A 26281-nucleotide genomic window follows, 5' to 3' on the forward strand; every position below is an offset into this window, starting at 1 on the left:
GCCATGACCCCCGCCCTGCAAGCCTCACTGTTCGACGAGTGCGCCGCCCTCGGGCTCGGCTCGCTCGGCGGGCTGCGGCGCACCGAGCTGACCCGTGGCGCCTGGATCGACGTGCTGCCGGGCTGGCTCGCCGGAGCGGACGAACTGTTCACCCGGCTCGCCGAAGACGTGCCCTGGCAAGCCGAACGACGGCAGATGTACGACCGTGTCGTCGCCGTTCCCCGGCTGCTGAGCTACTACCGCGAGAACAGCCCGCTGCCCCACCCGCTCCTCACCGAGGCACGGGAGAGGCTCTCGGCGCATTACGCGGACGAGCTCGGCGAGCCGTTCGTGACCTCAGGTCTGTGCTTCTACCGGGACGGGCGCGACAGCGTCGCCTGGCACGGAGACGACACCGGCCGTTCCCGCACCGAGGACACCATGGTCGCGATCGTCTCGGTCGGCGCCGCCCGGCACCTGGCGCTGCGCCCGCGTGGCGGTGGCGAGACGATCCGGCACGCCCTCGGCCACGGCGACCTGATCGTCATGGGCGGCAGCTGCCAGCGCACCTGGGAACACGCCATTCCCAAGACAGCCAAACCCGTCGGGCCGAGGATCAGCATCCAGTTCCGGCCGAGAGGAGTCGCCTGAGAACTAATCCAGCAGCACGGGCAGCGCGTCGACGCCGTAGACGATCGAGACCTTCCGGAAGCCGACCTCGTCCGGTTCGATCGCCAGCCGCATCTCCGGGAACCGGCGCACCAGCGCGGGATACGCGGTGCGCAGCTCCATCCTGGCCAGTTCGGCACCGATGCACCGGTGGATGCCCCAGCCGAAGGCGAGGTGCGACGTCGGCTCGCGGGTCGCGTCGAACTTCTCCATGTCTTCGCCGAGGACACCGTCGCGGTTCGCGACGCTGAGCGAGCACAGCACGATGTCGCCCTTCGCGATCCGGACGCCGGCGACCTCCATGTCCTCCTTGGCGAAGCGCGGGAAGGCCATCTGCACGACCGTCAGGTACCGCAGCAGTTCCTCGACGAACTTGTGGACGGCGTCGTCGTCACCGCGGACGGTCTCGAACAGCGAACGGTCCTTCAGCAGCACGAGGGCGCCGAGCGCGAGCATGCTCGCCGTGGTCTCCAGCCCGCCGGTGAGCACACCGTCGGCGAGTCCGGCCAGTTCGCGGTCGTCGATCTCGTCGCCGTGCTCCTTGATGAGCATGCCGAGCAGGCCGTCGCCGGGGTTCTCGCGCTGCTTCTTGACGATGTCGTCCAGGTAGGACAGTGACTCCGTCATCGCGCCGAGTGACGCGCCGGCGCCGCCGAAGAGATCGAAGCGCGCGGTGCTCAGCCGCTGGAAGTCGTCGCGGTCCTCGTACGGGACGCCCAGCAATTCGCAGATGGTCAGCGACGGGATCGGCAGGGCGAAGGCCTCCCACAGGTCGACGGGGCCGTCCGTCTTCGCCATCGCGTCGAGCTGGTCGGCGACGATCTCGTCGATCCGCGGCGCCAGCCGTGACAGCCGCCGCATGGTGAACTCCGGCGTGAGCAGCCGCCGCAGCCTGGTGTGCACCGGAGGGTCGGCGAACCCGAGGCCGCCGGGGTTCTGGTCCTCGGTCACGCCCGCGTTCCCGACCAGGTTCGTGAAGTCACTGCTGAACTCGGTCACCTTGCCGAGCACGGCCTTGGCCTCGTCGTAGCCGGTGACCAGCCAGCCGCTCATGCCGAACGGCAGGTCCAGCTTGCTGATCGGCTCCTCCGCGCGGACCCGGCCCAGCTCGGCGACCGGGTCGAGACCGTCCCGCTTCAGCGGCGTCAGGAGGTTGTCCGGGATGATCGACATCTTGGACAGGTCGAAACCGTTTTTCTGCTGACGCGCGAGGTAGCGGCGGCCGATCCACGCCAGCACGCGCGAGCGAATGCTCCCCATACTCCGCACCCTACTCCAGCCGCCGACCACCTGACCTGGCACAACAGGCCGTGTTCGCCCGGCCGGGGCCGAATTTCGACGGCTGTTCACCCGCCGTCCCACTCGATTCGTCACGTCCAGAAAGTCGGATTCGGGCCGCCGCAGGTTCCCCCTGACCACGAGACGTCGATCACGGTAGGTCACGACGGACGAGAGGTAACGCCTGACATCCGGCGGACGTCGTGAGATTGTCGGACCCTGCTGGGAGGATTCGGACATGTCACCCTCACTCATCGGACGTGACCATCCCGCGGGCGTGCTCCGCGCGGAGATCGCCCGTGCCGCCGAAAGCCACGGCGGGCTGGTGCTGGTCACCGGCGAGGCCGGGATCGGCAAGACCACGCTCGTCACCGGCGCCGCCGAGGCCGCGAAACGCCTCGGCGCCCTGGTGCTCAACGGGTCCTGCTGGGACTCGTCGAGCGCGCCGGGCTACTGGCCGTGGACGCAGGTGGTGCGCGGGCTGCGGCGCGCCGTCGGGCAGGGGCGCTGGGCCGCGATGGCCGACAACGAACTGGATGTCCTGCTCGGCGAGACCCGCGGCGACGGCGCGGCGGACGGGTTCCGGCTGTACGACGCGGTGACGAGTGCGCTGGTGGCCGCCTCGCAGGAACAGCCGATCGTGGTGGTGCTCGACGATCTGCACTGGGCCGACGCCGCTTCGCTGCGGCTGCTCGAGTTCGCCGCGCAGCACACCTGGTTCGAACGGCTGCTGCTGATCGGCACGTACCGCGACGTCGAGGTCGAGACGACCGATCACCCGCTTCGGTCGCTCATGCTGCCGTTGCTCGCGAAGGCCACTTCGGTCACTCTCACCGGGCTCGAGCCGGACGAGGTCGGCACGCTCATGGCCAGGACGGCGGGCGCGGAGCCCGACGACGAGCTGGTCGCCGAGGTCCATCGCCGCACCGGCGGCAACCCGTTCTTCGTCGAGCAGACAGCGAGGCTCTGGCGCAGCGGAGGCTCCGCCGAGACCATCGCGCCGGGGGTGGCCGACGCGTTGCAACGTCGGCTTTCCCTGCTCCCCCAACCGGTTCTCGATCTGCTGACCATCGCGTCCGTACTCGGCAGGGAGTTTCACCGCAGACTGCTCGCGGGCGTGGCGTCGGCACCCGTGCCCCAGGTGGACAGGCTGCTCGACCAGGCCGTCGCGGCCCGGCTGGCCGTGGTGCACGGACAAGGCCGGTTCACCTTCGCCCACGACCTCGTCCGCGAAACCCTGTACGCGAGCCTGTCCGAAGCGGACAGACGGAAACAGCACGCCACGGTGGTCGCGGCGGTCCGGGAGACACGGAAGTCGGCGGACCGGCTCTTCCCCGCCGACAAGGCCCGCCACGCGCTGCTCGCCGGCCCGGAGCTCGATCCGGACGAGGCCGCCGACCTGCTGCTGGCCGCGGCGATGGACGCCACCGGCCGGATGGCCGTCGAGGAGACCGCCGGGCACTACCGGCGGGCGATGGAGATCGTCGAGGATCCCCGCCGCCGGGCGGTCATCGCACTCGAACTGGGCGCGCACCTCACCCGTCACCACGACACCGAGGAGGGCCGCGAGGCCCTCGACACGGCGTCGGCGCTCATCCGTGAACTCGACGACGACGATCTGCTCGCCCGGCTCGCGCTGACCCTGATCCGGGCCGACCACAAGGCACTGCGGGTCGAGGAGACCACCGCGCTGCTCACCGAGGCGCACCGGCGGCTCTGCCACCGGGAACCCGGCGCGGCCCTCTCCGTCGAGGAGATGACGCAGGACCTGACGGCGCGCATCATGATGACCGCCCGCGACGATCAGGACGACTCCGCGCTGCTGTTCGGGCTGTGGGCCCGGCACGACGCGATCTGGGGCCCCGGCACCGCCGCCGAACGGGAACGGCTCACCGACGAGCTGATCGCGGTCGGGCGCCGCACGGCGAACGCGGAACTGGAGCATTTCGCGTCGTCGTTCAAGTGGGTGGCGCAGCTGGAACAAGGCGATCCGCGCTATCTCGAGCAATACCAGGACTTCATCGCCATGACGGAGAACGGCCGGGTGCCGAGTTCCCATCTGGCGTCCATGATCGACCAGTGCATCATCGCGACCATCCAGGGGCGATTCGACGAAGCCGAGGGCCACCTCCAGCGGGCGTTCGACAGCCGGGCCGACGAGGGGCACCCGTTCTTCTGCGATGTCAGGCAGCTGCAGCTCTGGTCCCGCTGGTGCCTGGAGGGCCGGTTCGACGACCTCGCGGGGCTGCACCGGGAGATGACTCACGTCGGCTACTCCTATCACCGGATACTGGAGGCGATCACCGCCGCGCAGGCCGAGGACGCGGGGGAAGCCGTACGGCTCACCGATCTCGCCGCAGGCGGGAAGCCGTATCCACGCGACCTCGAGGCGATGTGGCTGCGCTGCCAGGCGCAGACCGCGGCGGTCTCCGCCGACCCGGAACGCTGCGATGCCGCCCGCTCGCTCCTGGTTTCCTACAGCGGGGAGTGGCTGGTCTCGCTGTACGGCTGCGAAACCGGCGGCCCGGTCGATCTCTGGCTCGGCAGGCTCGATCTCGCGCAGGAACGCTGGAACGACGCCGCGGAAAGACTGCGTGACGCCGTGCGGTCGGCCGAGCGGCTGCGGGCCGCGGCTTGGGCAGCGGAAGCCAAATCCTGGCTGGCCAAGGCTTTGCTCGGCCGGAACCTCGAAGGCGACGCGTCGGCCGCGGCGGTTTTACTGTCCGAAGTGGACAGAGAGGCCGGTGCGCTCGGCATGCGGCAGGTCGTGAACAGGGTGGCCCGGACCCGGAAGGACACCCGTGCGCCTGCCGCGCCCACGGCCGAGTTCCGTCGCGACGATGCCGTGTGGACTCTGCGCTTCGACGGCGTCACAACGCACCTTCCGGATTCGAAAGGCTTGCGGGATCTGCATTTCCTGCTCGGCAGGCCGGGTTCGGAAGTGACGGCAGTGCGGTTGCTCGACCCCGCGGGCGGCGAGGTGGTCGTCGCCGCGAAGAGCCTCGGCGGGGACGCCGTCCTCGACGACGAGGCGAAAGCCCGGTATCGCACGAGGCTGGACCAGCTCGACGAGCTGATCGACACCGCGACGGAGCTGGGCCAGGACGCCCGTGCCGCGGCGCTGGACCGCGAGCGGGACGCGCTGCTGGCGGAGCTGCGGTCCGCCGCCGGGCTCGGCGGCCGCACCCGGCGGCTCGGCGACGAGGCCGAACGCGCCCGCAAGACGGTGACCGCCCGGATCCGGGACACCCTGCGCAAACTCGACGAACAGCATCCGGCGCTGGCCACGCACCTGCGCGCGTCGGTCACCACCGGGTCTTCGTGCCGCTACGCGCCGGAAGACAAGGTCCCCTGGCGGCTGTGAGCCGCCAGGGGACCTTGTCACCCCCAGGTCATTTCCGGTTGTAGAGCCGCATCGTCAGCGTGCCGAAGATCGCGAGGATGATCGCGCCCGCGATCAGCACCCAGGTGATCTCGCCGCCGTCCCAGTTTCCGTCCATCATCGAGCGGACCGCCCCGACCACATGGGTCACCGGGTTGACGTCGACGAAGGCCTGCAGCCAGCCCGGCATCGTCTCCGGGTTGACGTAGATGTTGCTGAGGAAGGTCAGCGGGAACAGCACCATCATGCTGACGCCCATCACCGACTTCTCGCTGCGCAGCAGCAGGCCGAACATCGTCCAGATCCACGAGAACGCGAACGAGAACGCCAGCAGCAGGAGGATCGCGGCGGCCACGCCACCGACTCCGCCGCCGGGCCGGAAGCCCATGATCAGCCCGACGCCGAGGATCACCAGCGCCGCGATGAGGTAGCGCAGCATGTCGCCGAGCAGGTATCCGACCATCGCCGACGGCCGCCAGATCGGCAGCGTGCGGAATCGGTCGAAGACGCCCTTCTCGATGTCGGTGTTGACCGCCACCCCGGTGTACATGGTGATCATCAGGATGCTGCTCGCCATGATGCCCGGCAGCACGAACTGCAGGTACTGCGTCGGCGAGCCGGACAGCGCGCCGCCGAACAGGTAGGTGAACATCAGCGTCATCATGATCGGGAACGCCGTGACGTCGAACAGCTGCTCGGGCACGTGCTTGATCTTCAGCATCGCGCGCCACCCGAAGGTGACCGACGCCGACAGCGCGCTGGGACGCTGAGGGCGGTTCTTCGCGATCAGGACGGCGGCTAGGTCCTCCGCCTTCGGTGCCGCGAGAACCGCTTCGTTTTCTTTGACTGCCGTGGTGCTCAAGCTGTTTCCTCCTCTTTGCCGCGCGCGGCCGCGATCGGATCGCCAGGGCGCACGTTCGAGATGACTCTTCTGTTCAAGGGGTCAGGCGCCCTGCCGCCCCGATAGCGGGGCATAGCCGGCGCGCGCCTTGTGGTCACCGGAAGCTCGGGTGCCCGGCTGACTCCGTGCTCAAGCTGCACTCTCCTGAGAAGAAGCCGCGGTGCGGTCGGTGAGGGCCAGGAAGACCTCGTCGAGGCTCGGCTGGCCGAGGGAGAACGTGTCGACGACGATGCCCGCGCGGGCGAGTTCGGTCAGTGCGCGCGCGGCGTGCTCGGCGGCGCCCTGTTCGGTGCTCTCGCCCGAAAGCCGGGCGGTCAGCGCGAGGGGGTCCGGTTCGAGCACCACCTGCGCCTCCAGGTTGCGGACGAGCAGCGCTTCGGCCGCGGTCCGCTGGTCGGCCTCGCGCAGCCGGACGTGGACGGCGCCCGCGCCGACCGACGCCTTCAGCTGGCCCTTGGTGCCTTCGGCGATCACCTTGCCGTGGTCGATGACGGCGATCCGCGACGCCAGCTGGTCGGCCTCGTCGAGGTACTGCGTGGTCAGCAGGACGGTGGTGCCGTGCTGAACGATCGCGCGCACGATGTCCCAGACCTGGTTGCGGCTGCGGGGATCGAGCCCGGTCGTCGGTTCGTCGAGGAAGAGCACGTCCGGGGTGTTGAGGATGCTCGCGGCGATGTCGATCCGCCGCCGCATCCCGCCGGAGTAGTTCTTCACCTGCCGCCCCGCGGCCTCGGTCAGGCCGAACGCCCCCAGCAGCTCCTCCGCCCGTGCGCGAGCGGCCGGTTTGCGATGCCCGGTCAGCCTGCCGATCAGCACCAGGTTCTCGGTCCCGGTCAGATCCTCGTCGACCGAGGCGTACTGCCCGGTCAGGCTCACCATGGACCGGACGGCGTCGGCCTCGCGGACGACGTCTTTACCGAAGATGCGCGCTTCGCCTTCGTTGGGGCGGAGCAGGGTCGCGAGCATCTTCACCGCGGTGGTCTTGCCGGCGCCGTTCGGTCCGAGGACGCCGTACACGGTGCCGGCGGGGACCTTCAGGTCGATCCCGTCGACCGCCCGGTTCTCCCCGAACACCTTGACCAGCCCCGAGGCTTCGATGGCCAGTTCACTCATTTTCCTTTTCCTTTCAGAACTTTCAGCAGACGTAGGGACGCGCGGCACGCGCTTCGCGCAGGGCGAGGCCCCACCAGACGAGCTCGTCGAGCAGGGTGGTCACGGCCTGTCCCTGCCCGTCGACATCGGCGGGGGTGCCGTCGAGGAGGTTGAAGGCGACGGTGTCCCGCATGGTCACCGTGTGCAGCTCGGTGAAGATCGAGCGCAGCTGTTCGACGGCGTAGAGACCCTGCGACCGGTAGCCGTAGGAGACGAAGCCGACCGGCTTCGCACGCCACTCGTCGTAGGCGGTGTCGATCGCCTGCTTGAGCGACGCCGGGAAACTGCGGTTGTACTCGGGGGTGACGACGACGAACGCCTCCGCCTCGTCGACCAGCCTCGCGAACCGCTTCATCTCGGGCGTCGGCTGCTCCGGCAGCTCGGCGGGCATGGTGAAGTCGATCAGGTCGAGCACTTCGGTGACGAGGTCGTCCCGGTCGTCCGCGCGGTCGGTGAACCACTTGCCGACGGCGTCCCCCACCCGCCCTTCGCGGGTGCTGCCGATGATCACCGCGACCCGTAGCGGACAGCTGTTCATGACCGGCCTCCTCTCGCCTCATCCTCTGGGCGCGAGAAAGCCGCCGGATGTTCGCTAGATCGGATCTAGCGGACGCCCGGCGGCTTCGGTCGGTGATCTCGCTACGCGTCCAGCGCGATCGCGATCGCGCCCAGCAGGGACGCGTCCTGGTCGAACTTCGCCGACACCAGCTCCGGCGGGAACGGCACGGCTCCGGCCAGCCGCTCACGCAGCGCGGGCAGCAGGATGTCGGCCGAGCGCACCAGTCCCCCGCCGACGGCGATGCGCTGCGGGTCGAGCGCGATGGCGAGGTTCGCGACGTGCATCGACAGTTCGTCGAGTGCCGCGCCCACCAGGTCCTTGGCCTGCGCGTTCTCCCTGGCGAGGCCGAACAGCTCGCCCGCGGTTACCGGGCGGCCGAGCAGCACACTCGCCCGGCCGCCCAGCCCACGCCCACCGACGGCCTCTTCCAGCGGCGCCGCTCCGCTGGCGAACCCGTCGGTGTCCTGCGGTGAGAGGAGGTTGTACCCGATCTCTCCCGCAGCGCCATTCGCGCCGGCCAGCAGCCGGCCGCCGACCAGGACCGCCGCGGCGATCCCGGTCCCCAGCGAGAGGAACACCGCCGGATCGGTGTCCGCCAGCGCCCCCCATCGCCATTCCGCGAGCGCCGCCGCCTTGGCGTCGGTGCCCACCTCGATTCCGACGCCGCCGAACTCGTCGGCGACGAGTTCGCGCAGCCGCAGTTCCTCCCAGCCCGGCACGTTGGGGGCCAGCAGGATGCGGTCTTCCAGCACGATGCCGGGGCTGACGACGCCGATCGCGGCAAGGTCGTCGGCGGCGCCTTCGTCGGCGAGCAGTTTCCGTGCCGCGGCGAGCGCGCGGCTCACCACCTGTTCGGCGCCCGCTTGCGCGTCGGTGTCGAGCCGCCGGGTGACCAGCAGGCTCCCGGCTCTGTCCGCCAGCCCGATCGCGACCTTCGTCCCGCCGAAGTCGATCCCCAGGATCAGTTCTTCCCCCGTCACTTCCCGTTCCCCTCTTCCGCCCCCGCGAACGATTCCTGAATTCCCTTCGGCCCGAACGGCCAGACGTGCTCCGCCTTCGCGTAGGCGAGGAACGCCGCCACGCCGAGCACGATCCATCCCACCGAAAGCCCGATCGAGAGCAAGGTGGCGGAGAAGTAGATGTAGACCCAGCCGAGCAGCGCGATGATCGTCGGGATCGGGTAGAGCCACTGCCGGTACGGCCGCCGCAGTTCCGGGCGCCGTCGCCGCAGCACCACGATCGCCGCGACCTGGGCGAGTGACTGGACGAGCACCAGCACCGTCACCGCCGCGTTGATCACCGCGGTGAGGGTGAACAGCGAGCCGATCGCGGCGATGGCGCCCATCGTCAGCACCCCGGCGGTCGGCAGGTTCAGTTTCGGGTGCAGTTTGGCGAACACCGGCAGGAACACCTTGTCGCGCGCGGCCTCGAACGGGACCCGCGAACCCCCGAGCAGTCCGGCGAACACCGAGCCGACCGCGGCGATCACGATGAACACGGTGATGACCTTGGCCGTCCCCGTGCCCCACGCCTGTTCCAGCACGGTGGAGGCGACCGACGTGGCGGTCTTCAGCTCCTCCAGCGGGATCGAGCCGAGCACACCGAGCTGCAGCAGGAAGTACAGGCTCATGATGCCGAGGATCGAGAAGATGATCGACCGCGGCAGCGTCCGGCCGGGGTCACGCACCTCGCCGCCGAGGTAGGCGCTGGTGTTGTAGCCGAGGTAGTCGTAGATCGCGATGATCAGGCCCGCGCCGAGCCCGGCCCAGAACGCGCCGCCGCCGAAGGAGAACGCGCCCGGAGTGAAGGCGAACGCCTGCGCGCCGTCGAAGTGCGTGAAGGCCGCGACGATCACCGAAAGCACCGCGAACAGCATGATCGCGAACAGGACGGTGGTCAGCTTCCCGATCTCGCCGATCTTGCGGAACAGCGCCAGCACGATCAGTGCGATGACACCGAGCCCGATGATCTTGCCGAGCCCGGTCGTCCCGCCGTCGTCGGCGACACCGGGGATCAGGTACCCGAGGTACTGGACGAGGCCGATGATGCCGGTGGACATGATCAGCGGGATGAACAGCACCGCGCTCCAGGCGAACAGGAACGGCATGAGCCTGCCGGTCCGGACGCCGAACGCTTCGCGCAGGTAGACGTAGGTGCCGCCGGCGCCGGGGAGGGCGGCACCGAGCTCGGCCCAGATCAGGCCGTCGGCCAGCGCGATGACCGCGCCGATGAGCCAGCCGAACATGGCCTGCGGGCCGCCGAGGGTCGCCACCATCGCGGGGATGGTGACGAACGGGCCGATCCCGCACATCTGGGTCATGTTGATGGCGGTCGCCTGGAGCGGCCCGATCTTCCGCTCGAGCCCCGGCCGCGGGGATGAACTCAAAACGCGCCTCCCTATTAGTTAGTAAAGTTTCTTAACATAATTTGCGGCGTGTCGGAAGGCCGGTCCGCAAAGTTGTCGCGCGCCGGTCCACCCGGAATTGCCCGAAAGGGCGGAATCAGCCGGAATACCCCCGAACAGAGCAAGCCGGGACGTATCAGGGAGGCACCGTTCCGCGTCCTTAGCCAGAAGAGCGTCTTCCCAGGGACGGTGAGGTCCATGAAACGGCTGTTCAGCGCGGTGGCGGCGATCGCCGCACTCGGTTTCGCGGCGGGCTGCGGCGGAGCGTCCCCTCCCCGCGACACGGCCCCGGCCGATCTGACCACGGACAGCACGGTGACCACGGAAACGGCTCCGACGGCGTCTTCCGGGGCGGCCACGACCGACGGGCCGGCGCCGGGACCGACGGGCGGCCACACCGAAGAGCCCCGTCCGCCGATCGTGCCCGGAAGCCCCATCAAGTACAACAGCGATCTTCTCGGCACCGACCCGGACACCGCCGAGCGCGCGATCGGGCAGAACCTCGAGGACCTCTGCAAGAGCGCCCGGCGGTGCGGCGTCTCGATCGTGACCACGGGCAAGGGCCACTGCATCCGCAGCATCGGCCCGAATCCGGTCCGGCCCGGCGGGACGATCACGATCCAGGCGAGGCTGTGCGAGACCGAGATCCCGGAGGAAAGCTCCTCGCAGCCGAAGTCGGAAAGCGAGAAGCCGAGCGAAACCACGAGCGGATGAGGACGCGGCGGGGCCTTCGCGCGCCCGCGCCCCCGGCCGCCGAACCCGCAGCGGTCCCGTCGCACGCGCTCCGGGTGGTCGGCGCCGCGCTGGCCAACACGACCTTGCTCACCGCGCTGCTCTACTACTTCGGGCTGGTCGAGACGCAGACGTACTTCGGCTACTTCCGCGTGCACTACACGCTGCTCGGCCAGACACCGGACGAGATCTTCGGGCGGGGTGTCGACGGGGTGCTCCTGCCCCTGACCGGCGCGGCGGGCGCGGTACTGCTCTTCCTGGTCTCGACCCGGTTCCTGAAGATCCGCCTCGGCGAGGGACCCTGGACCAGGCTGCTGCGGATCTGCTCCCCCGTCGCCGGTGTCCTCGGCCTCCTGCTGCTGATCTCGACGACCGCGATCGCGCTCGACCCGGAACCCTTTCGCGACTATCCCGGCGCTCCAGGGCTCGGCTTCGCGCTCGGTGTCCTGCTGACGCTCTTCTCCTGGCGTCACTGGACCTCACACCGGACAGGGAACGCCCGGTCGAGCCTGGCGGAACTGGTGACCGGCTACGTCCTGGTGAGCATCGGACTCTTCTGGGCCGTCGGCGACTATTCGGGAGCCGTCGGCACGAGCCGCGCCTACGAAGCCGCCGGGGTGATCCCGACGAGACCGGCCGCGACGCTGTACAGCGCGGAAAGCCTCAACCTCACCGCGAACGGTGTCCTGCAGGTGAAATGCGCCGATCCCGAAGCCGCCTACAAGTACCGGTACACCGGGCTGAAACTCCTGCTCCAGTCCGGTGGTCAGTACGTCTTCCTCCCGGCGAACTGGCGGACCTCGACCGGTGTCGCGTTCGTGATCCCGAAAACCGAGAAGCAGCGCCTCGAATTCGGCCCGTCCCGATCGGTGCCACCACCGGGTTGCTAGCCCAGGTGCCGCACCAGCCATTCCGTGACCACGTCGTCGACCTGCTTCGCGATCGGCAGCTGCGGCGCCGGGTCGATGCCCGGCTCTTCGGCCAGAGGATGCGCGAGACCGGGCACCCTGGTCAGCAGGAGGTCGCCGGGCACGGAGTACTGGCCGCGCAACGCGTCGACGAGGTCACCGGCATCGGCGTGGAACGCGGGCAAATCGTCTTCGCCGCTGACCACCAGCAACGGGACCTGCTTTTCCCTGTCCGCGATTTCACCCGATCGTGCGACGAAGTCGAGGTGATCCGCCGCCTGATTCGCTTCATCGGTCCACGGATAGGACTGCTCCAGCATGCTTTCCACCGCACTGACCAGCGAACGCGCTCGCACGGCCGGGTTGATCAGCGCCGCGGCCAGCACCGGGATCTCCCTGGTGGCCAGGATCGTCAACGCGACGGCACCGCCGAGGGAACCCCCGGCGACGGCCATGCGGGCGGTGTCGAAACCGAAGCGTTCCCGCAGTTCAGCCAGTGCGGCAGGGAATTCCAGCGCCGCCTGCCGGACGAACGGGTCGGCGTACGCGAGCACCGCGTCACGGCGGGCCCGCTCGACGATGGCGTCCATGCTGCCGTCGACCATTCTCGCGCCGCACAACGGCATTCCGAGGTACACGCGCCACGCCGGCACCCCCGCCAGCGGCAACGCGGCCGCGAAGGCGGCGTCAGTGCGGGGCGCGTCGATCATGTGCCACGCGACGACCACCGGTGCGGGGCCGCTGACCTCGGCCGATGGCGGCAAGACGGTGAACGGTACCCCCGCGGCCGTACCCGTGATCGGTGCTCCCACCGCGTTCCTTCCCCGTGCGTTGTCGATCTCCACGATATCCAGGACGCAGCGGAGGCGGACCTCGTTCCGCCACAAGCGAAACAGTACGCCCGCGACATCACCCCGACGCGCCGCGGAGGTGGTTGCGGGCGACCGGCGGCGGCCGAATAGTGTTGCGGCCCGGCCCTTTGGAGGTGAACCGCCCGTGCCAGCTGTCGACTACTACGAAGTGCTCGGCGTGGGCAAGGCCGCCTCGGTCAACGAGATCAAGACCGCGTACCGGCGGCTGGCGAAGTCGCATCACCCGGACGCCGGGGGCTCCGCGCTCACGTTCCAGCTGGTCCGCGAGGCCTACGACACACTCAGCGATCCGATGCGGCGCGCGGGCTACGACGCGGGCGGACGCTCCGTGCGCGCGCCGATCCGGCCGCGGCCGAGACGTCGCTTCGGCGAGGAACCGGGCTACGAGCCCGAGCCGGTCGTGATCGATCCGGACGACCTCGAATGGTGGGAGTTCGCCGCGCAGGACGGGCGCGTGCGGCACGGGCGGCGGCGCGGTCCAGGGCACACCCCGGTCGTGGCCGCGGTCGGCGGGATGGTGCTGGTCCTGCTGCCGGTGCTGACCGGCGTCGGCTTCTCGGCACCCACGCTGATCATCTGGCTGATCCTGACCGCCGGAACGGCCCTGCTGGTGCAACGGCTCGCGCGCGGTTACCTCGCCGCTTCCCGCGCCAAGACCCGGTTCGCCGCCGAATTCGGCGGGAAACGCGTGTTCGGCACGCCCGGCACCGAGAGCGACGAACTCGCCGAGCGGCTCACCGCCGACCTGCTTGAGCGGTATCTGACCCGGCTGCCCGGCGCGCGGATCTTCCACGGCCTCTCGTGGCCGGACTCGGTGTTCGCCGACGTCGACCACGCGGTGCTGTGCGGGAAACGGCTCGTGCTCATCGAATCGAAGCTGTGGCTGCCGGGACATTACGAAACCGACGACGACGACCGCCTGCTGCGCAACGGCCGCGCCTTCCGCGGCGGCGGGAGCAGGCTCACCGAGAGCCTCGCCGAGTACCGGCGGCTTCTGCCGGGGGTCACGATGCGCGGGGCGATGATCGTGTACCCGAGCCGGACCGGCGAGATCACCACGGACCTCGATGATCCCTCCCCCGCGCCGCCGATGACGCCGGAGCAGTTCCTGCACGAGATCGGCGGCTGGCTGGCGGCGGAGCCGTCCACTGTGGACTCGGCGACGATGCGGGTGGTGCGGAGCCGGGTCGTCGGCAGCGCTGCCTGATGTCAGGCCGTCGCGCTGGACGGTGTCGCGAAAGCCACTTTCGGGACGTCTGGCGTCTCGAAAGTGGCTTTCGCGACACGTTGCGTGTCACCCGGCCCGCGTGAACTACCGGACCGAGCGCTCCTTGTTGGCACGCGCGGAACGGGTGCAGACCTCACCGACGTCGACCGTCTGGCCGCGGTCGATGTAGACGTCCGCCAGCCCGACGAGCTTGCCCTTCGGCGACGTACAGGTCAGCTGGTACGCCTCCTTGGGGCCGTAGGTCGGCGGGATCGGCGACTGGAACGACACACCGCCGGTCCAGTCGTCCACAGTGGACGGGTTCGCCTGCGCGAAGTTGACCAGCACGGCCTTGTAGTCCCCGGCGGGCGGGTCGTACAGGATCGCGTGTTCTTCCGTGGTCCCGCCGTTCGCCGACGACGACACCATGTTGCCCGCGGCGTCGAAGACGTACAGGTCCCAGTCGGTGTCCGGGCTGGCCCACTTGACGTCGACGCTGAACTTCCCGTTGTCCACCTTCGGCAGCCCGTCGACGTGGAACGTGAAGCTCTCCGACGTCGGGTCGGTCGGGTAGTTCGCGTTCGTCGCGGGCACGCCCGGCGGGTTGGTCACCGCGATGCTCGCCTGCGCCGGGCCCTGCGGCTCACGGCCGTAGCGGCCCGCGACGTAGGGACGGGTCGACGGGTTGATCGACCACGCGAACCGGCCGCCGGTGGAGGACAGCGACGAGTTCAGGTTGTCGGTCACGTAGATCGGCGGCTTCGTCGAGCCGTCCGGCTGCACCACCGGGGCGGTCGGCGTCTGGAAGGTCTTGTGCAGCTTCAGCTCGTAGCCCTTCGGCGCCGTACCGATCAGCGTCGAATGCGCCGCCGGGTCGGCGGCGTTGGCCAGCATGTCGATGAAGGCCGCACGGTTGCCGCCCTTGCCCGCGCCCGCCGCCGGGGCGACGCCGGTGTACTCGGCGACGACACCGTTCTGGAACGGCGGGTGGAACTCGGTGCTGCCGATCTCGAAGGTGAAGCCCCAGCCACCGGTGGCCCAGTACGACCAGTCCTCGGTCGAGCCGGTCGTGTCGTAGAGCGCCCACGACGGCTGGCTGGTGTATCCGTTGCGCGAGGCCATCTTGTCGCCGAGAGCCTTGTACGCCGGCTCGTCGAGTGGCGGGCGGACGGCGGCGACACCGGGGACACGCAGCACCAGGTTCGAGAAGGTGTGCAGCGTGATCAGGTTGGTCACCTGGCGGTTGGACACGATCGAGCGGATGTTCTGCGTCTCGGGCTCGGAGAACGGGCCGGAACCGCGGAAGGTGTCGTTGCGCCACAGGGTCGACGCGCCGGCGCCGCCCCAGAAGCCCGCGTAGTTGCGGTTCGGGTCGGTGCCGCGTTCACGGCCGCCGGGGTTGGCCTTGCAGACGCCGGTCGCGAACTCCTTGGGCGAGTCGTTGACGTTGCAGTTCTTGCGCTTCATCTCGTAGTCGAAGCGCGAGAAGTCGCCCTTGGGCTCGGCCTCACGGGAGATTTCGAAGCCGTCGGCGTTGACGATCGGCACGATGATGTTGCGTGTGCGGCCGACCAGACCGCGGATTTCGGGGTTGTTGCCGGTGTAGCCCTTGACCAGTTCGTGGGCCCATTCCATGGCGTGCTCGCCCGCCGGCCACTCACGGGCGTGGTGCACGCCCATGGTGAAGTTGACGGGTTTGCCGTCCGTGATGTTCTTGACGTCGGTCGCGATCTCGAGACCGACGACGTCACGGCCTTCCCAGGTCGGCTGCGGCAGCGTGAACGCCGTGACGAGCTTGGGGTTCTTGCGGGCCAGTTCCTTGACTTCGAACTGGTAGTCGTAGAGGTGCCGGTAGCTCGTGCGCCCGGACGGCAGGGTCGAGCCCGGCGTCTTCGCGGCGTACTCGCGGTCGGTCTTGGCGTTCTGGATCGACTTCGCCGAAAGGTCGGCGTCGACGACCTTCGACTTGAAGCCGTTGTCCGCCAGCGTCTTGCGGTCGGTGTCGTTGGCCAGGACGACCTCGACGCCGGTCGCGTCGGCCTTCTCGGTGACGTCCAGCCCGAGCCGGAGGAGTTTGTCCTTGTCCTTCTTGGCCGGGGTATCGACCCGGACCAGTTCGGCGCGCTGCGGCGCGGGCGCGGCGCCGGTCGGTGTCCCCTGCGGCGTGAGCGCGAGGAAGTCGACCCCCAGTAACGCGTCGCGTGCCCGCCCGTCGTACCGGCAGGCCTGCACGAGAAGTTTCTGGCCCTTCTTGACAAAGCCTTCGGCGAGTTCGTGACTGCGCAACGCGGCGGACGCGGCGACCACGGAACCGGTCGCCTGATCGAAGACCGCCAGGTCCCAGTCGCCCTCGCCGCCGCCACGAGGCGCGAGCCTCGCCTGCAGCAGGCCGTCTACTGTGGACGTGAACTCGCGGCGATCGGTGCCGGACGTACCCGGCTTCTGCAACGCCGCGAAACAGGACCGCGGCACGGCCTGATCGGCGCGCACCACGTTGTCCGCGGCACCCGCCGTCGTGGCCGAAGGAAGGGCCACGAAAGTGCCGGCGAGCACCAGGGTCGCCGCCGTCCATCCCGCTCTTCGCCGGTTTGGTGAATACCCCACAGACTGACCTCCTTGGACAGTCCGGTGACCGGGTGAGGTCACCGGTAGCGAGACCCTAGACCCGAGACCCCACCGAAGGGACCCGCCACAAGTCGCCTGCACCCCTTTCGGCCCAACGATCTCACCGAAAGTGCCGGAACGATCACCGCGGACGGGTACGGCGGAATGGGATTTTCCTGTCGATTCCGACAGGAAAGGCTAAGAAAACCTTCAGGTTGGGCGGTTACCGTTCCACCATGACGACGTCCCAGGTCACCGGCAGGTCCCCGCTGGCGTTGCTGGCCGCCGTGGTCTCGGTCGCCGGCGGAGCGCTGCTGATCCTGCTGCTGCAGGTCCTCCCCGCCACCAGCGACATCAGCCCGGTCCGCCGGACCATCAGCGAATACGCGCTGAGCGAGAACAAGTGGATCTTCGACGTCGCGGTCCTCCTGGTCGCGTTCGGTTCGGCGATCGGCTTCGGCGCGCTGATCCGCCGCAAGCACCTTCCCGCGTTGTCCGCGGCGTCGGTCTTCTGCGCGCTCTGGACGGCGAGCCTGGTGGTGATCGTGGCGTTCCCCAAGAACAACTGGGCGATCGGGCCGAGCACCGGCGGCACGGTGCACCGGATCGCGAGCGTCGTGGCCTTCGCCTGCCTGCCGCTGGCCGTGTGGTTCGCCGCGAAGGCCGTCTTTCCCTCCTCCCCCGCGCGCCGCGCGGTGACGCGGGTGCTCGCGGTGGCCGCGCTCGCGTGGTTCGGCGTGATCCTCGGGGCGATCGTGGTCTCGATGAACGGCGGTAGGCCCTGGTGGCAGGCGATCCCGCTGGGACTGGTCGAACGCGCGATGGCGCTGACCGGGCTGATCGCACTGGCGTCGCTGCTCATCCCGGCACGGGTGCCGGTTCCGGTCACGGAATCCGAGGCGCCGCGGGTCGCGTCCTGACCGGCGGGCACCGCGCACACCCGGCCGGAGCCGGGCATGCGCGGTGCAGGGTCATCGCCGCACGGGCGCCAGACCGGGCGCGAACTCGTCCTCGTCCGCGTCCCTGCGCAAGCGCGCGGTGCAGACCGAAAGGTGCACCACGTTGGCACGCTTGTGATGGCGGTACACGTGGACGTCGGTGGCGAAGCACGCCGCGGCCAGCAGGCCCCTCCGCTGCTCGATGCGCTCGTAGCCGACCCCGGCGGGGCAGAACACGGTGACCTCGACTTCGTCACCCCGAGGTTTGGTCCACAGGATCACCGGCAGCTTGCCGTCGAGCGTGCACACCCGCGCCCTGGCGAATCCTGTCCGCAGCCGGTGCTGCACGACGACCGAGCGGAGCCGGTCGCGAAGGAATCTCCGCGCCGATTTCCAGTAGAACAGCCAATTCGCGACACAGAACAGCACGACGGCCGCCCAGAGCGGGCCCGCCGCCTCGAACAGGACGAACAGCGCGTACGGAAGGACGAGCAGCGCACCGATCTCGTAGCGCCAGTGATAGAGGGCGGTGAACGGGTTCGGTCGCCTGACCACCGTGACCTCCCTGGCCAGCTCGGCGATCGCCTGGGGTTCCTGCCAACGGCTCATGACCTTCCTCCTGTCCGTCCGGCGGTGCGTTCGGCGGCCACCGCCGCCGCGGGAATGGAGCGGACGACACCGGCACCGGCGCAGTCCGGGCAAACGGCGTCCTCGTAGGGCCACCAGCCCGTGCCTCCGCACGGTTCGCACGCGTGCACGGTGTCCCAGCGGGGATCGCGGTAGACGCGGCGCCTGGTCCCCGGCACACGGGTGACCTGCCGTCCGCGCGCGATGGCTCGCGCGTCTTCGTCGGTCGCGTAAAGCCATTCGTGGAAACGTTCGAGAAGTCGATCGAACCAAGATCGGGGCGCTGCCGTGTGGTTCTCGTGGTGGGACATGAGGTTCACCCCCGATACTGCAAACGCGGACTCGGGTCGGCACACACGACGCCTACTCCGGCATTCGTGTGGCCCGCAGACGGCTCGAACCGAAATGGATGCGCAGCGTGACATTCAGATGGCTGACAGCATCCACTTTCCGGCCGTGCCCTGTTCGCGCCGTCCCTGGTCGCCAGGCGGGTCACGTACCCCAGGACCTGGTGGAACAGAAGCCTTCGGCACCTTTCCCACGTTGTGACATGACGTTGACCCACGCGCCAGCGCGGTCCGATTCGCTTGCTGTACTCTCGCCGTTGTGTGCACGTTCAGTCACCGCCCTACATTGCCTACCCGAGGTAGGTAAGCCCGTGTCTAGTGCCTACATGAAGCCTACATCGGCCGGGGACCAGCCGGTAAGCCCTGATGCGGAAACCGTTACCGCGTCGGATGTCGGACGTGAGCTGCGGCGACTTCGCAAAGCCACCGGGGAAACGCAGGCGGAGACCGCCAAGATCATCGGCGTCACCAGGGCGAACCTGACCCAGTGGGAGACCGGCAAGTACCTGCCGTCGGCGCACAACGCCCGTCAGCTCGACGACCACTTCCGCGCCACCAACGCGCTCTTCACCCTGGTGGAAACGGCCCGCTCGCCGCAGGAACACACCCCGACGATCGCCGGCGACGCGAGCGTCGTCGACACCTCCCGGTCGCTGTTGCAGGTCTTCCACACCGTCGGCGCCAAACTCGCCGAGCGGCTGATCCGCGACGAGCACGGGAAACCGCTCGGCTGGCGGCAGAACCTGCAGCGGAAAACCCCGCCGACCGTGCTGAGCACCGCGTACGGGATCAGCACGATGCAGTTGGTAGGCGAGCCCTACATCGACCTACATCCGCTGATCGAAAACCTCCATCGACGGCGCTCCGAACACGGCTGGCGAGGCAGGCCGGAAGGCAAATGGCCGGAGACCACCGCGGCCGTCCTGGACGCGTTGTTCCGCGCGGACACCACGCTGTCGGTCGACGACGGCTTGGAGCTCCTGGAGCATTCGCTGGACCCGTTCAGCAACACTCGCCCTTACCTGCTGGCCACGACTCTGCAGACAGCGGTCCGGATGCGGCCCGACGCCCGGCTGACCAGCAGGCTGATCGACGATCTACTGGCCGCGAGGCTCGATTTCGGCGGCCTTCGGCTGTGGCCGGAGAAGAAAGAAGCCGGACTCGTCGCGCCGGAGCCCTCCGTGGCCCACACCGCCCGCGCCGTGGTGGTGCTGCGCGATGTGCTGCGGAACCGCGATGATCGCAATGACGTCCGGGAGGCGGCCGACGAAGCCACACAATGGCTCATCGACCACACCCACTCGGATGACGGCGTGGCCGAGGACCTCGAAAAACCTCGCCCGGACGGTGACGGAGCGACCCGGATCATCATCCGGCACTTCACCTCCGCCTGGGTCGTCCAAGCACTGGCCACCGCCCCTTTCCTGCCACTGCCCCGGCTCAACCGCGCGCTCGGGACCCTCTGGGAGCGCTACGACGCCGACGAAGGGCTGTGGGCCTGGGGAAGCGGGGACCTACCCATCTGGCAGACGCTGGACGCCGTCACAGCCCTACGCGCGGCCGCGCTCGCCGTCGCCGCGCCCCCGCTCAGCCCTCCAGGAACGACCCCATGACCGACACCCTTGCTTCATCCGCTCCCGCCGGGCACGCGTTTCTTCGTGGCATCACGGATTCGCGGCCCGCCGACGGCGTCGTGGATCTGCCATGGCTCCGCGGCGCGGCACAGCGGGTCCAGGACGACCCCGGCACCTTCCTGTCCTGGCTGGAGGAGATCCTCCGGAACGAGGAATCCGTCCGCGACGCCGCGAAGCGCTCTTATTGGCACCCCAACGGGTTCGCCAAGATGGTGCTGCACGCTTCGGCCGATTTCCGGATCCGGCTGCACGTCTGGCCGGAAGCCGCCGAGCCGTCCCGTGGCGAATCCAATCCGCACAGCCACCGCTGGGAATTCGCTTCGACCGTCATCGCGGGCGAAGGCATGCACATGGTCGAGTACGGCGAAACCGCTGCAGGCGGAGACCTTCACACCAGGTACTGGTACGGGGTCGATCCCGCCGACCCCGCGGCGTTGCGGCGCGACGGACAGGCTCGCCTCAAGAAACTGCGGGCACCGCACGTGCGGTACGGGCAGGTCTATTCTTGCGACACCGAGGTCGTGCACACCGTCCGGCCGATCGACGCGAGTCTCACCGCGACCCTCGTCCTGCAAGGACCCCACCGGTCGGCCAAGACCGTTGTCTACTGCTTACCCGACCAAACCGACGACCAGCCCAACGGTGAACTGACCGAAGAGGACTTCCGCGTTCTCGTCGGATCCGTCGTCGCCGCATTCGACAAGCGAGTCTCGTCATGACCACAGTCCAGTCCGCCCCCCTCAGTCTCCATTCCGGAAGCAGGCAAATCGAAAGCGGCATCCTCACCGACCGGGAGATCCGGAGTGCCCTGCTCGAAGGCGATCTTTCCGTCCTGCCTTTCGACGACTCCCTGATCCGGCCCGCGGCGATCAGCCTGCGGCTGGGCAAAGAAGCCTTCAGCCTGGAATCCACCGGCCCCGTCGACATCGCCGACAAGACCACGTACCCGGACCTGGTGCCGAAGGACCTGGATGACCAAGGCAGGCTGCGGGTGGAACCCGGTGAGGTCGTCCTCGCACCGACCATGGAACGCATCGGACTTTCGAGCAGGCTGGCCGGACTCGTCGACGGCACCAGCGACTACGCCCGCCTCGGCGTCAGCGTGGTGCTCTGCGGCCAGGTCAGTCCCGGCTTCGGCAGCAACAACGGCGCCGTCCTGACCCTGGAAATCGTCAATCATCTACGCCACGCGGTTCTGTTGCGTCCCGGCACCAGAATATGCAATGTGATGCTTTTCGCTTCGACCGGAAGTGAGGAGTCGTATGACCGTATTCCGCACAACTATTCGAACGATCATTTCGTCATGCCCTCCCGCCTTGCCGAACGAATCGAACACGCGCACAATTCCAACAACTAGTCCGTTCATCCTCCTGGCGGGCAGACAGGTGAAATAGCCGCACCTATGCTGTAGCGAGTCCGCCCACCGGGAGGAGGCCTTGTGGGAACTCTCGACAGGTCGGAACTGCGCATAGCCCAGGATCTTCAGCAGACCGGGATGACCCGCTCTTCGGCGATGCTGGCCGTCGTGATGGCGACACGCGGGTACGACCGGCCGGAGCGGGATCTTGCCGAAATCGTCCGCCACTATCCCGGACTCGAATCCGTCGCCGAAGCCCGGCTGGCGATTCAGGACCTGCTCCATCGAGAATGGCTCACTCAGGCCGTCATTCACGGAGTGACGGTGACCGGGCGTGTTTCCCGGTTGGCGCAGCTGATCGCGAACCACCTGAGCGATCAGAGTGTCGCCGACAGACTGTTGGCGATTCGTGTCACGCTCGAACCCTATATCAAGGTTCTCGGCCCGATGGAGAACTCTTCGGTATTCCATTCGTATCTCGACCTTCTCCGATCGGCACAGCGCGAGATCTGCCTGCCGATGCTGGTGACCCCGCCCTACGACGAGACCGTGCGCATACTTCACGAGCGCGCCGAAGCAGGCGTGCGGGTGCGCATACTGCTCGCCGCGCCGACGCTGGCCGTGAAATGGCGAAACGAAACCATGCGTTCCATTTCCGCCGAGCGGATCACCGCCTGGGTGCACGAGTTCCACCACTCCCCGACCGTCGAAATCCGGCTGAGCAGGACACCCGAGGACATGGAACTCGCCACCTGCTTCTCCGTGGACGGCGAAATCGTGAGATTCGATATCTACGACCCCTACCGGCAACGAAGCCTTGAAGGCGTCATGATCGAGGTCGCCTCCCCGCAGGGTATGCTGCCGAATTTCGTCAGAATGTTCCTCAGGCTCTTCGAGGAAGCATGGTCGAACTCTGTTCGCGTTGCCCCGTCGGCAAGATTCCTCTGGTTCTTCCGCAAACACTGGAAGTCCTGGCTTGCCATCCTGTTCCTTCTGCTCGCGTTCATTCCGGTGCCGGTGCCACACTGGCCCGAAATTCTCATCGGCATCAGCTGCGGAATCGCGGCCCCGCTGCTCATCGAGGAGATACCACGAATGAACAAGATCGTTCGCAAATGGCGAAACCGATGATCATCGGCCGCAAGGTGACCCCGTCCCGATTGGCGGATCATGCCTGGCGTAAGCGATTTTCCCCCGGTCAGTGACGACGTGCTCCTCGGCGACCTCGGCGAGCACGCGATCGTGGAGCACATTCTGCGGCCACGCTACGGCGGTGTCCCGGCGTTCGGTGACGACTGTGCTCTCCTGGACGGCTCGGACGGGTTACGCGGCAGCGATCTGGTCGCCACCACCGACAGCTGCCCCACCCCGCTGGTCACCATTCTGGGGGAAACGGATCCGTACCACACCGGCTGGCTGCTGGTGACGATCAACGTTTCCGACCTCGCGGCGGCAGGCGCCACTCCACTCGGACTGGTCGTCAACTACACCCTCCCGAAGACGACCACGGCAGGCGAGTTCCGGCGGCTCCTCGACGGCGTGGACGACTGCGCGGAGACCCACGGGACCAGGATCGTCGGCGGCGATCTCCGGGACGGTCCGGTCCGGCAGCTCACCGCGACCGCGATCGGCCGGTGTGTCCCCGGAGGAAGACTCGGGCGCACGGGCTCCGAAGTCGGAGATCGCCTGTTGCTGGTCGGTTCGCCCGGTTATCTCTGGGCGTACGCGTTGCTCGCCGAAGAGCAGGCGCGGCTTCCCGAGCCGCTCGTCGACGAAATCCGCGAGCGCGCCTGCCGCCCGATGGCGCAGCTGACCGCCGGGCGGCTGCTCGCCACGGCGGGGCTGGCCCGAGCCGCGATGGACGTCTCCGACGGGCTCTTCCCGACCGTGCGGACACTCTGCCGCGCCAACGGTCTCGGCGCGGTGATCACCACGGACATCCAGCTGGACGACGGGCCCGCCGACGTCTGCGCGCAGGCGGGACTCGGCCGGTTCGACCTCGCACAGGCCTGGGGCGACTGGACGCTCGTGGTCGCCGTGCGATCGGACGATGTCGAACTCGCCAGGAAGACCCTCGCCGCGGAGGGCGTCGCGGCACAGGAGATCGGCACCTTCGTTCCCCGTGAGGCAGGCATCGCGCTGGACGACGGCACGCCTTGGGAAGGAATCGCGCAGGAGCGGTTCTCGCCGAGTTCTTGGCACGGCGGCGACCTGTCCCGGCTGATCGCCGACGTACTGGGCAGGCAGGCCCCCTCCGGCTCGTGAGTGGCGGCAGGTCGCCCGGACGCGTCGTGATTCGGGTCACATGCGGTGTCATCGCCCGGCGTCTCTATAAACCAACCGCTTAGTACGGCAGACTCGACGTCACTTCCACTCGACGACGAGGAGTAGACCCGTGACCGAACACCCCTCCCGCGTAGCGATCGTCACCGGCGCCGGCCGTGGCATCGGCGCGGCCGTGGCCAAGCGGCTCGCTTCCGACGGGTTCGCCGTCGGCCTGCTGGACCTCGACGAGGCGGGCGTCAAGCAGGGAGCCGAGGCGATCGTCGCCGAGGGCGGCAAGGCCGTCGGTGTCGCGCTGGACGTCAACGACGCCGCGCAGGTCGAGGCCGCGGTGACCAGGGTGGCCGAGGAGCTCGGCGCGCCGACCGTACTGATCAACAACGCCGGCATCACCCGCGACAACCTGCTGTTCAAGATGACCGAACAGGACTGGGACTCGGTGCTGGGCGTTCACCTGAAGGGGTCGTTCCTGATGACCCGCGAGGTGCAGAAGTACCAGACGCAGGAGAAGTGGGGCCGCATCGTCAACCTGTCCAGCACCTCGGCGCTGGGCAACCGCGGCCAGGTCAACTACTCCGCGGCCAAGGCGGGCATGCAGGGCTTCACCAAGACCCTCGCGATCGAACTGGGCAAGTTCAACGTCACCGCGAACGCCATCGCCCCCGGCTTCATCGCCACCGACATGACCGCGGCGACCGCCGAGCGGATCGGCATGTCGTTCGAGGACTTCAAGGCGGCGGCCGCGTCGCAGATCCCGGTGCAGCGCGTCGGCACCCCCGACGACATCGCCAATCTCGCGTCGTTCCTGGTGAGCGACGGCGCCGGGTTCATCTCCGGCCAGGTCATCTACGTCGCCGGCGGACCGAAGGACTGAGTCATGCGCGAATTCGCCTCCCTGCAGGAGTTCGAGAACGCCGTCGGCGAGCATTTCGGCTACAGCGAATGGCTGACGCTCACCCAGGAACGGGTGAACCTGTTCGCCGACGCCACCGACGACCACCAGTGGATCCACGTCGACGTCGAGAAGGCCGCCGATGGCCCGTTCGGTGCGCCGATCGCGCACGGTTTCCTGACTCTTTCGCTCATTTCGGGCTTCGTCGGCAAGCTCTACCGGGTCCACGGGCTCAAGATGGGCATCAACTACGGCCTGAACAAGGTCCGGTTCCCCCAGCCGGTCAAGGTGGGTTCGAAGATCCGGGCGGGCGCCGAACTGATCGAGGTCACCGACGTCACCGGTGGCAAGCAGACCATCGTCCGGTGGACGATCGAGATCGACGGCGAGCCGAAACCGGCGTGTGTGGCGGAGATGGTCGTCCGGCTGATCGCCTGAGAAAGGTGACCTCCGGCACCTCGCCGGACCGCCACTACCCGACATACCGACTGGTCGGTACTGTAACCGGAAAGCGCGACGCTGGAGGCACCATGAACCAGACCGACCTGCCGGGCCTCGACCTGACCAGGCTCAAGGCCCATCTGGACGAGCATCGGCCGGGTCTCGTCCAAGGCGACCTGAGCGGCCAGGTCGTGGAAGGGGGCAGGTCGAACCTCACCTACATCGTGGGCGACGGCCGGTCCCGCTGGGTGGTCCGGCGCCCACCGCTGGGCCATGTCCTGCCGACCGCGCACGACATGGGCCGCGAGTTCCGGGTGATCTCCGGCCTGCACGGCACGGCCGTCCCGGTGCCGGAAACCGTGCTGCTGTGCGAGGACACCGACGTCATCGGCTCGCGGTTCTACGTGATGGAGTTCGTGGAGGGCACCCCTTTCCGCTCGGACACCGAACTGGCCGCGCTGGGCCCCGCCCGGACGAAGGCGATCGCGGGCGAACTGGTCGACACCCTGGTCGCGCTGCACGCCGTCGATCCGGAATCGGTGGGACTGGGCGATTTCGGCCGTCCGGAGGGCTTCCTCGAACGCCAGCTGCGGCGCTGGAAGAAGCAGCTCGACGGCAACCGCAGCCGCGACCTCCCCGGCGTCGACGAGCTGCACGACAGGCTCGCCTCGTCGGTCCCCGAATCGGGGCGGCCGTCGATCGTCCACGGTGACTACCGGCTCGACAACGTGCTGGTGAACGCCGACGACCGGATCACCGCGGTGCTGGACTGGGAGATGTCCACCCTCGGCGATCCGCTGACCGACCTCGCGCTGCTGGTGGCCTACGCCGAACGCGACAAGGTGTCGCTGCAGTTCGTGTCCAACGCCAGTTCCGCGCCGGGGTACCCGCGCAACGACGAGGTCATCGCCCGGTACGCCGAGCGTTCGGGCCGCGACGTCTCACGGCTCAACTGGTACGTGGGCTTCGCCTTCTTCAAACTCGCGGTGATCCTGGAAGGCATCCACCTCCGCTACAGCAAGGGGCAGACCGTCGGTGCCGGATTCGACGGCATCGGAGCGGGCGTCGTCCCGTTGATCGCGCACGGCAATGAGACTCTCAAGGAAGAGGGATAG

The 26281-nt window shown here is 68.5% G+C and carries 24 protein-coding genes; 14 read left to right on the forward strand and 10 right to left on the reverse strand.

All coding sequences use genetic code 11. The features are described 5' to 3' along the window. Nucleotides 1-3 precede the first annotated feature (3 nt). Nucleotides 4-630: an alpha-ketoglutarate-dependent dioxygenase AlkB gene (locus tag AMYAL_RS0140495; RefSeq protein WP_020637024.1), complete on the forward strand. Its 627-nt coding sequence runs from the start codon at nt 4-6 to the stop codon at nt 628-630. A 3-nt stretch (nt 631-633) separates the two neighbouring features. Here AMYAL_RS0140495 and AMYAL_RS0140500 read toward each other — a convergent pair whose 3' ends face one another. After that, a complete protein-coding gene (locus tag AMYAL_RS0140500) occupies nt 634-1908 on the reverse strand; it encodes a cytochrome P450 (protein WP_026467846.1) in 1275 nt (424 codons plus the stop codon). Between the two features lie 256 nt (nt 1909-2164). Between AMYAL_RS0140500 and AMYAL_RS0140505 the strand changes: the two genes are divergently transcribed. Further along, nucleotides 2165-5290, forward strand: a complete 3126-nt coding sequence (locus AMYAL_RS0140505) for an ATP-binding protein (RefSeq protein ID WP_020637026.1) — start codon at nt 2165-2167, stop codon at nt 5288-5290. Between the two features lie 28 nt (nt 5291-5318). Here the strand turns inward: AMYAL_RS0140505 and AMYAL_RS0140510 are convergent, their stop codons facing one another. From AMYAL_RS0140510 to AMYAL_RS0140530, 5 genes are all read right to left on the reverse strand, one after another. Beyond that, the gene (locus AMYAL_RS0140510) at nt 5319-6170 is read right to left on the reverse strand and encodes an ABC transporter permease (protein WP_020637027.1); all 852 of its coding nucleotides are present in this window, start codon (nt 6168-6170) and stop codon (nt 5319-5321) included. Between the two features lie 168 nt (nt 6171-6338). Further along, nucleotides 6339-7322, reverse strand: coding sequence for a daunorubicin resistance protein DrrA family ABC transporter ATP-binding protein (locus AMYAL_RS0140515; protein WP_020637028.1), 984 nt, complete (start codon nt 7320-7322; stop codon nt 6339-6341). 22 nt (nt 7323-7344) lie between these two features. Continuing rightward, a complete protein-coding gene (locus tag AMYAL_RS0140520) occupies nt 7345-7899 on the reverse strand; it encodes an NADPH-dependent FMN reductase (RefSeq protein ID WP_020637029.1) in 555 nt (184 codons plus the stop codon). Between the two features lie 101 nt (nt 7900-8000). Further along, nucleotides 8001-8900, reverse strand: coding sequence for an ROK family protein (locus AMYAL_RS0140525; RefSeq protein ID WP_020637030.1), 900 nt, complete (start codon nt 8898-8900; stop codon nt 8001-8003). Continuing rightward, nucleotides 8897-10306 (reverse strand): APC family permease, encoded by a 1410-nt coding sequence (locus AMYAL_RS0140530; RefSeq protein WP_020637031.1) that lies wholly within the window; start codon nt 10304-10306, stop codon nt 8897-8899. Before AMYAL_RS0140530 ends, AMYAL_RS0140525 begins: the two co-directional genes overlap by 4 nt. Nucleotides 10307-10522: 216 nt before the next feature. On the opposite strand from AMYAL_RS0140530, the gene AMYAL_RS0140535 reads away from it, so the two are divergent. Then, nucleotides 10523-11038 (forward strand): hypothetical protein, encoded by a 516-nt coding sequence (locus AMYAL_RS0140535; protein WP_020637032.1) that lies wholly within the window; start codon nt 10523-10525, stop codon nt 11036-11038. Continuing rightward, on the forward strand, nt 11035-11946 hold the full coding sequence (locus AMYAL_RS0140540) for a hypothetical protein (RefSeq protein ID WP_020637033.1): 912 nt from the start codon (nt 11035-11037) through the stop codon (nt 11944-11946). Before AMYAL_RS0140535 ends, AMYAL_RS0140540 begins: the two co-directional genes overlap by 4 nt. Here AMYAL_RS0140540 and AMYAL_RS0140545 read toward each other — a convergent pair. Further along, nucleotides 11943-12851, reverse strand: coding sequence for an alpha/beta hydrolase family protein (locus AMYAL_RS0140545; RefSeq protein ID WP_020637034.1), 909 nt, complete (start codon nt 12849-12851; stop codon nt 11943-11945). The genes AMYAL_RS0140540 and AMYAL_RS0140545 overlap by 4 nt on opposite strands. A gap of 109 nt (nt 12852-12960) precedes the next feature. On the opposite strand from AMYAL_RS0140545, the gene AMYAL_RS0140550 reads away from it, so the two are divergent. Next, nucleotides 12961-14043 (forward strand): J domain-containing protein, encoded by a 1083-nt coding sequence (locus tag AMYAL_RS0140550; protein ID WP_020637035.1) that lies wholly within the window; start codon nt 12961-12963, stop codon nt 14041-14043. Between the two features lie 105 nt (nt 14044-14148). Here the strand turns inward: AMYAL_RS0140550 and AMYAL_RS0140555 are convergent, their stop codons facing one another. Further along, the gene (locus AMYAL_RS0140555; RefSeq protein ID WP_245193332.1) at nt 14149-16647 is read right to left on the reverse strand and encodes a M14 family zinc carboxypeptidase; all 2499 of its coding nucleotides are present in this window, start codon (nt 16645-16647) and stop codon (nt 14149-14151) included. Nucleotides 16648-16883: 236 nt separating this feature from the next. On the opposite strand from AMYAL_RS0140555, the gene AMYAL_RS0140560 reads away from it, so the two are divergent. Next, entirely contained in the window at nt 16884-17567 is a 684-nt protein-coding gene (locus tag AMYAL_RS0140560) for a DUF998 domain-containing protein (RefSeq protein WP_039796096.1), read from the forward strand. Nucleotides 17568-17618: 51 nt separating this feature from the next. Here AMYAL_RS0140560 and AMYAL_RS47425 read toward each other — a convergent pair whose 3' ends face one another. Further along, entirely contained in the window at nt 17619-18194 is a 576-nt protein-coding gene (locus AMYAL_RS47425; RefSeq protein WP_020637038.1) for a hypothetical protein, read from the reverse strand. After that, a complete protein-coding gene (locus AMYAL_RS0140570; protein ID WP_020637039.1) occupies nt 18191-18523 on the reverse strand; it encodes a hypothetical protein in 333 nt (110 codons plus the stop codon). Before AMYAL_RS0140570 ends, AMYAL_RS47425 begins: the two co-directional genes overlap by 4 nt. Before the next feature lie 362 nt (nt 18524-18885). On the opposite strand from AMYAL_RS0140570, the gene AMYAL_RS0140575 reads away from it, so the two are divergent. The 8 genes from AMYAL_RS0140575 (at nt 18886) to AMYAL_RS0140610 (ending at nt 26281) form a co-directional block, all read left to right on the forward strand. Continuing rightward, nucleotides 18886-20172 (forward strand): helix-turn-helix transcriptional regulator, encoded by a 1287-nt coding sequence (locus tag AMYAL_RS0140575; RefSeq protein WP_020637040.1) that lies wholly within the window; start codon nt 18886-18888, stop codon nt 20170-20172. Beyond that, nucleotides 20169-20912 carry a hypothetical protein gene (locus tag AMYAL_RS0140580; RefSeq protein WP_020637041.1) on the forward strand — a complete coding sequence of 248 codons (744 nt, stop codon included), beginning with the start codon at nt 20169-20171 and terminating at the stop codon, nt 20910-20912. Before AMYAL_RS0140575 ends, AMYAL_RS0140580 begins: the two co-directional genes overlap by 4 nt. Further along, complete coding sequence (dcd, locus tag AMYAL_RS0140585; protein WP_020637042.1) at nt 20909-21550, forward strand: dCTP deaminase; 642 nt, start codon at nt 20909-20911, stop codon at nt 21548-21550. Before AMYAL_RS0140580 ends, dcd begins: the two co-directional genes overlap by 4 nt. A gap of 81 nt (nt 21551-21631) precedes the next feature. Continuing rightward, nucleotides 21632-22681, forward strand: a complete 1050-nt coding sequence (locus AMYAL_RS0140590) for a phospholipase D-like domain-containing protein (RefSeq protein ID WP_020637043.1) — start codon at nt 21632-21634, stop codon at nt 22679-22681. 39 nt (nt 22682-22720) lie between these two features. After that, on the forward strand, nt 22721-23815 hold the full coding sequence (locus AMYAL_RS0140595; RefSeq protein WP_026467850.1) for a thiamine-phosphate kinase: 1095 nt from the start codon (nt 22721-22723) through the stop codon (nt 23813-23815). Nucleotides 23816-23945: 130 nt separating this feature from the next. Next, nucleotides 23946-24707: a 3-oxoacyl-ACP reductase FabG gene (gene fabG, locus AMYAL_RS0140600; RefSeq protein WP_020637045.1), complete on the forward strand. Its 762-nt coding sequence runs from the start codon at nt 23946-23948 to the stop codon at nt 24705-24707. Between the two features lie 3 nt (nt 24708-24710). Then, on the forward strand, nt 24711-25163 hold the full coding sequence (locus tag AMYAL_RS0140605) for a MaoC family dehydratase (protein WP_020637046.1): 453 nt from the start codon (nt 24711-24713) through the stop codon (nt 25161-25163). A gap of 92 nt (nt 25164-25255) precedes the next feature. After that, nucleotides 25256-26281: a phosphotransferase family protein gene (locus AMYAL_RS0140610; protein WP_020637047.1), complete on the forward strand. Its 1026-nt coding sequence runs from the start codon at nt 25256-25258 to the stop codon at nt 26279-26281.

This window comes from Amycolatopsis alba DSM 44262 (assembly GCF_000384215.1).
Lineage (GTDB): Bacteria > Actinomycetota > Actinomycetes > Mycobacteriales > Pseudonocardiaceae > Amycolatopsis > Amycolatopsis alba.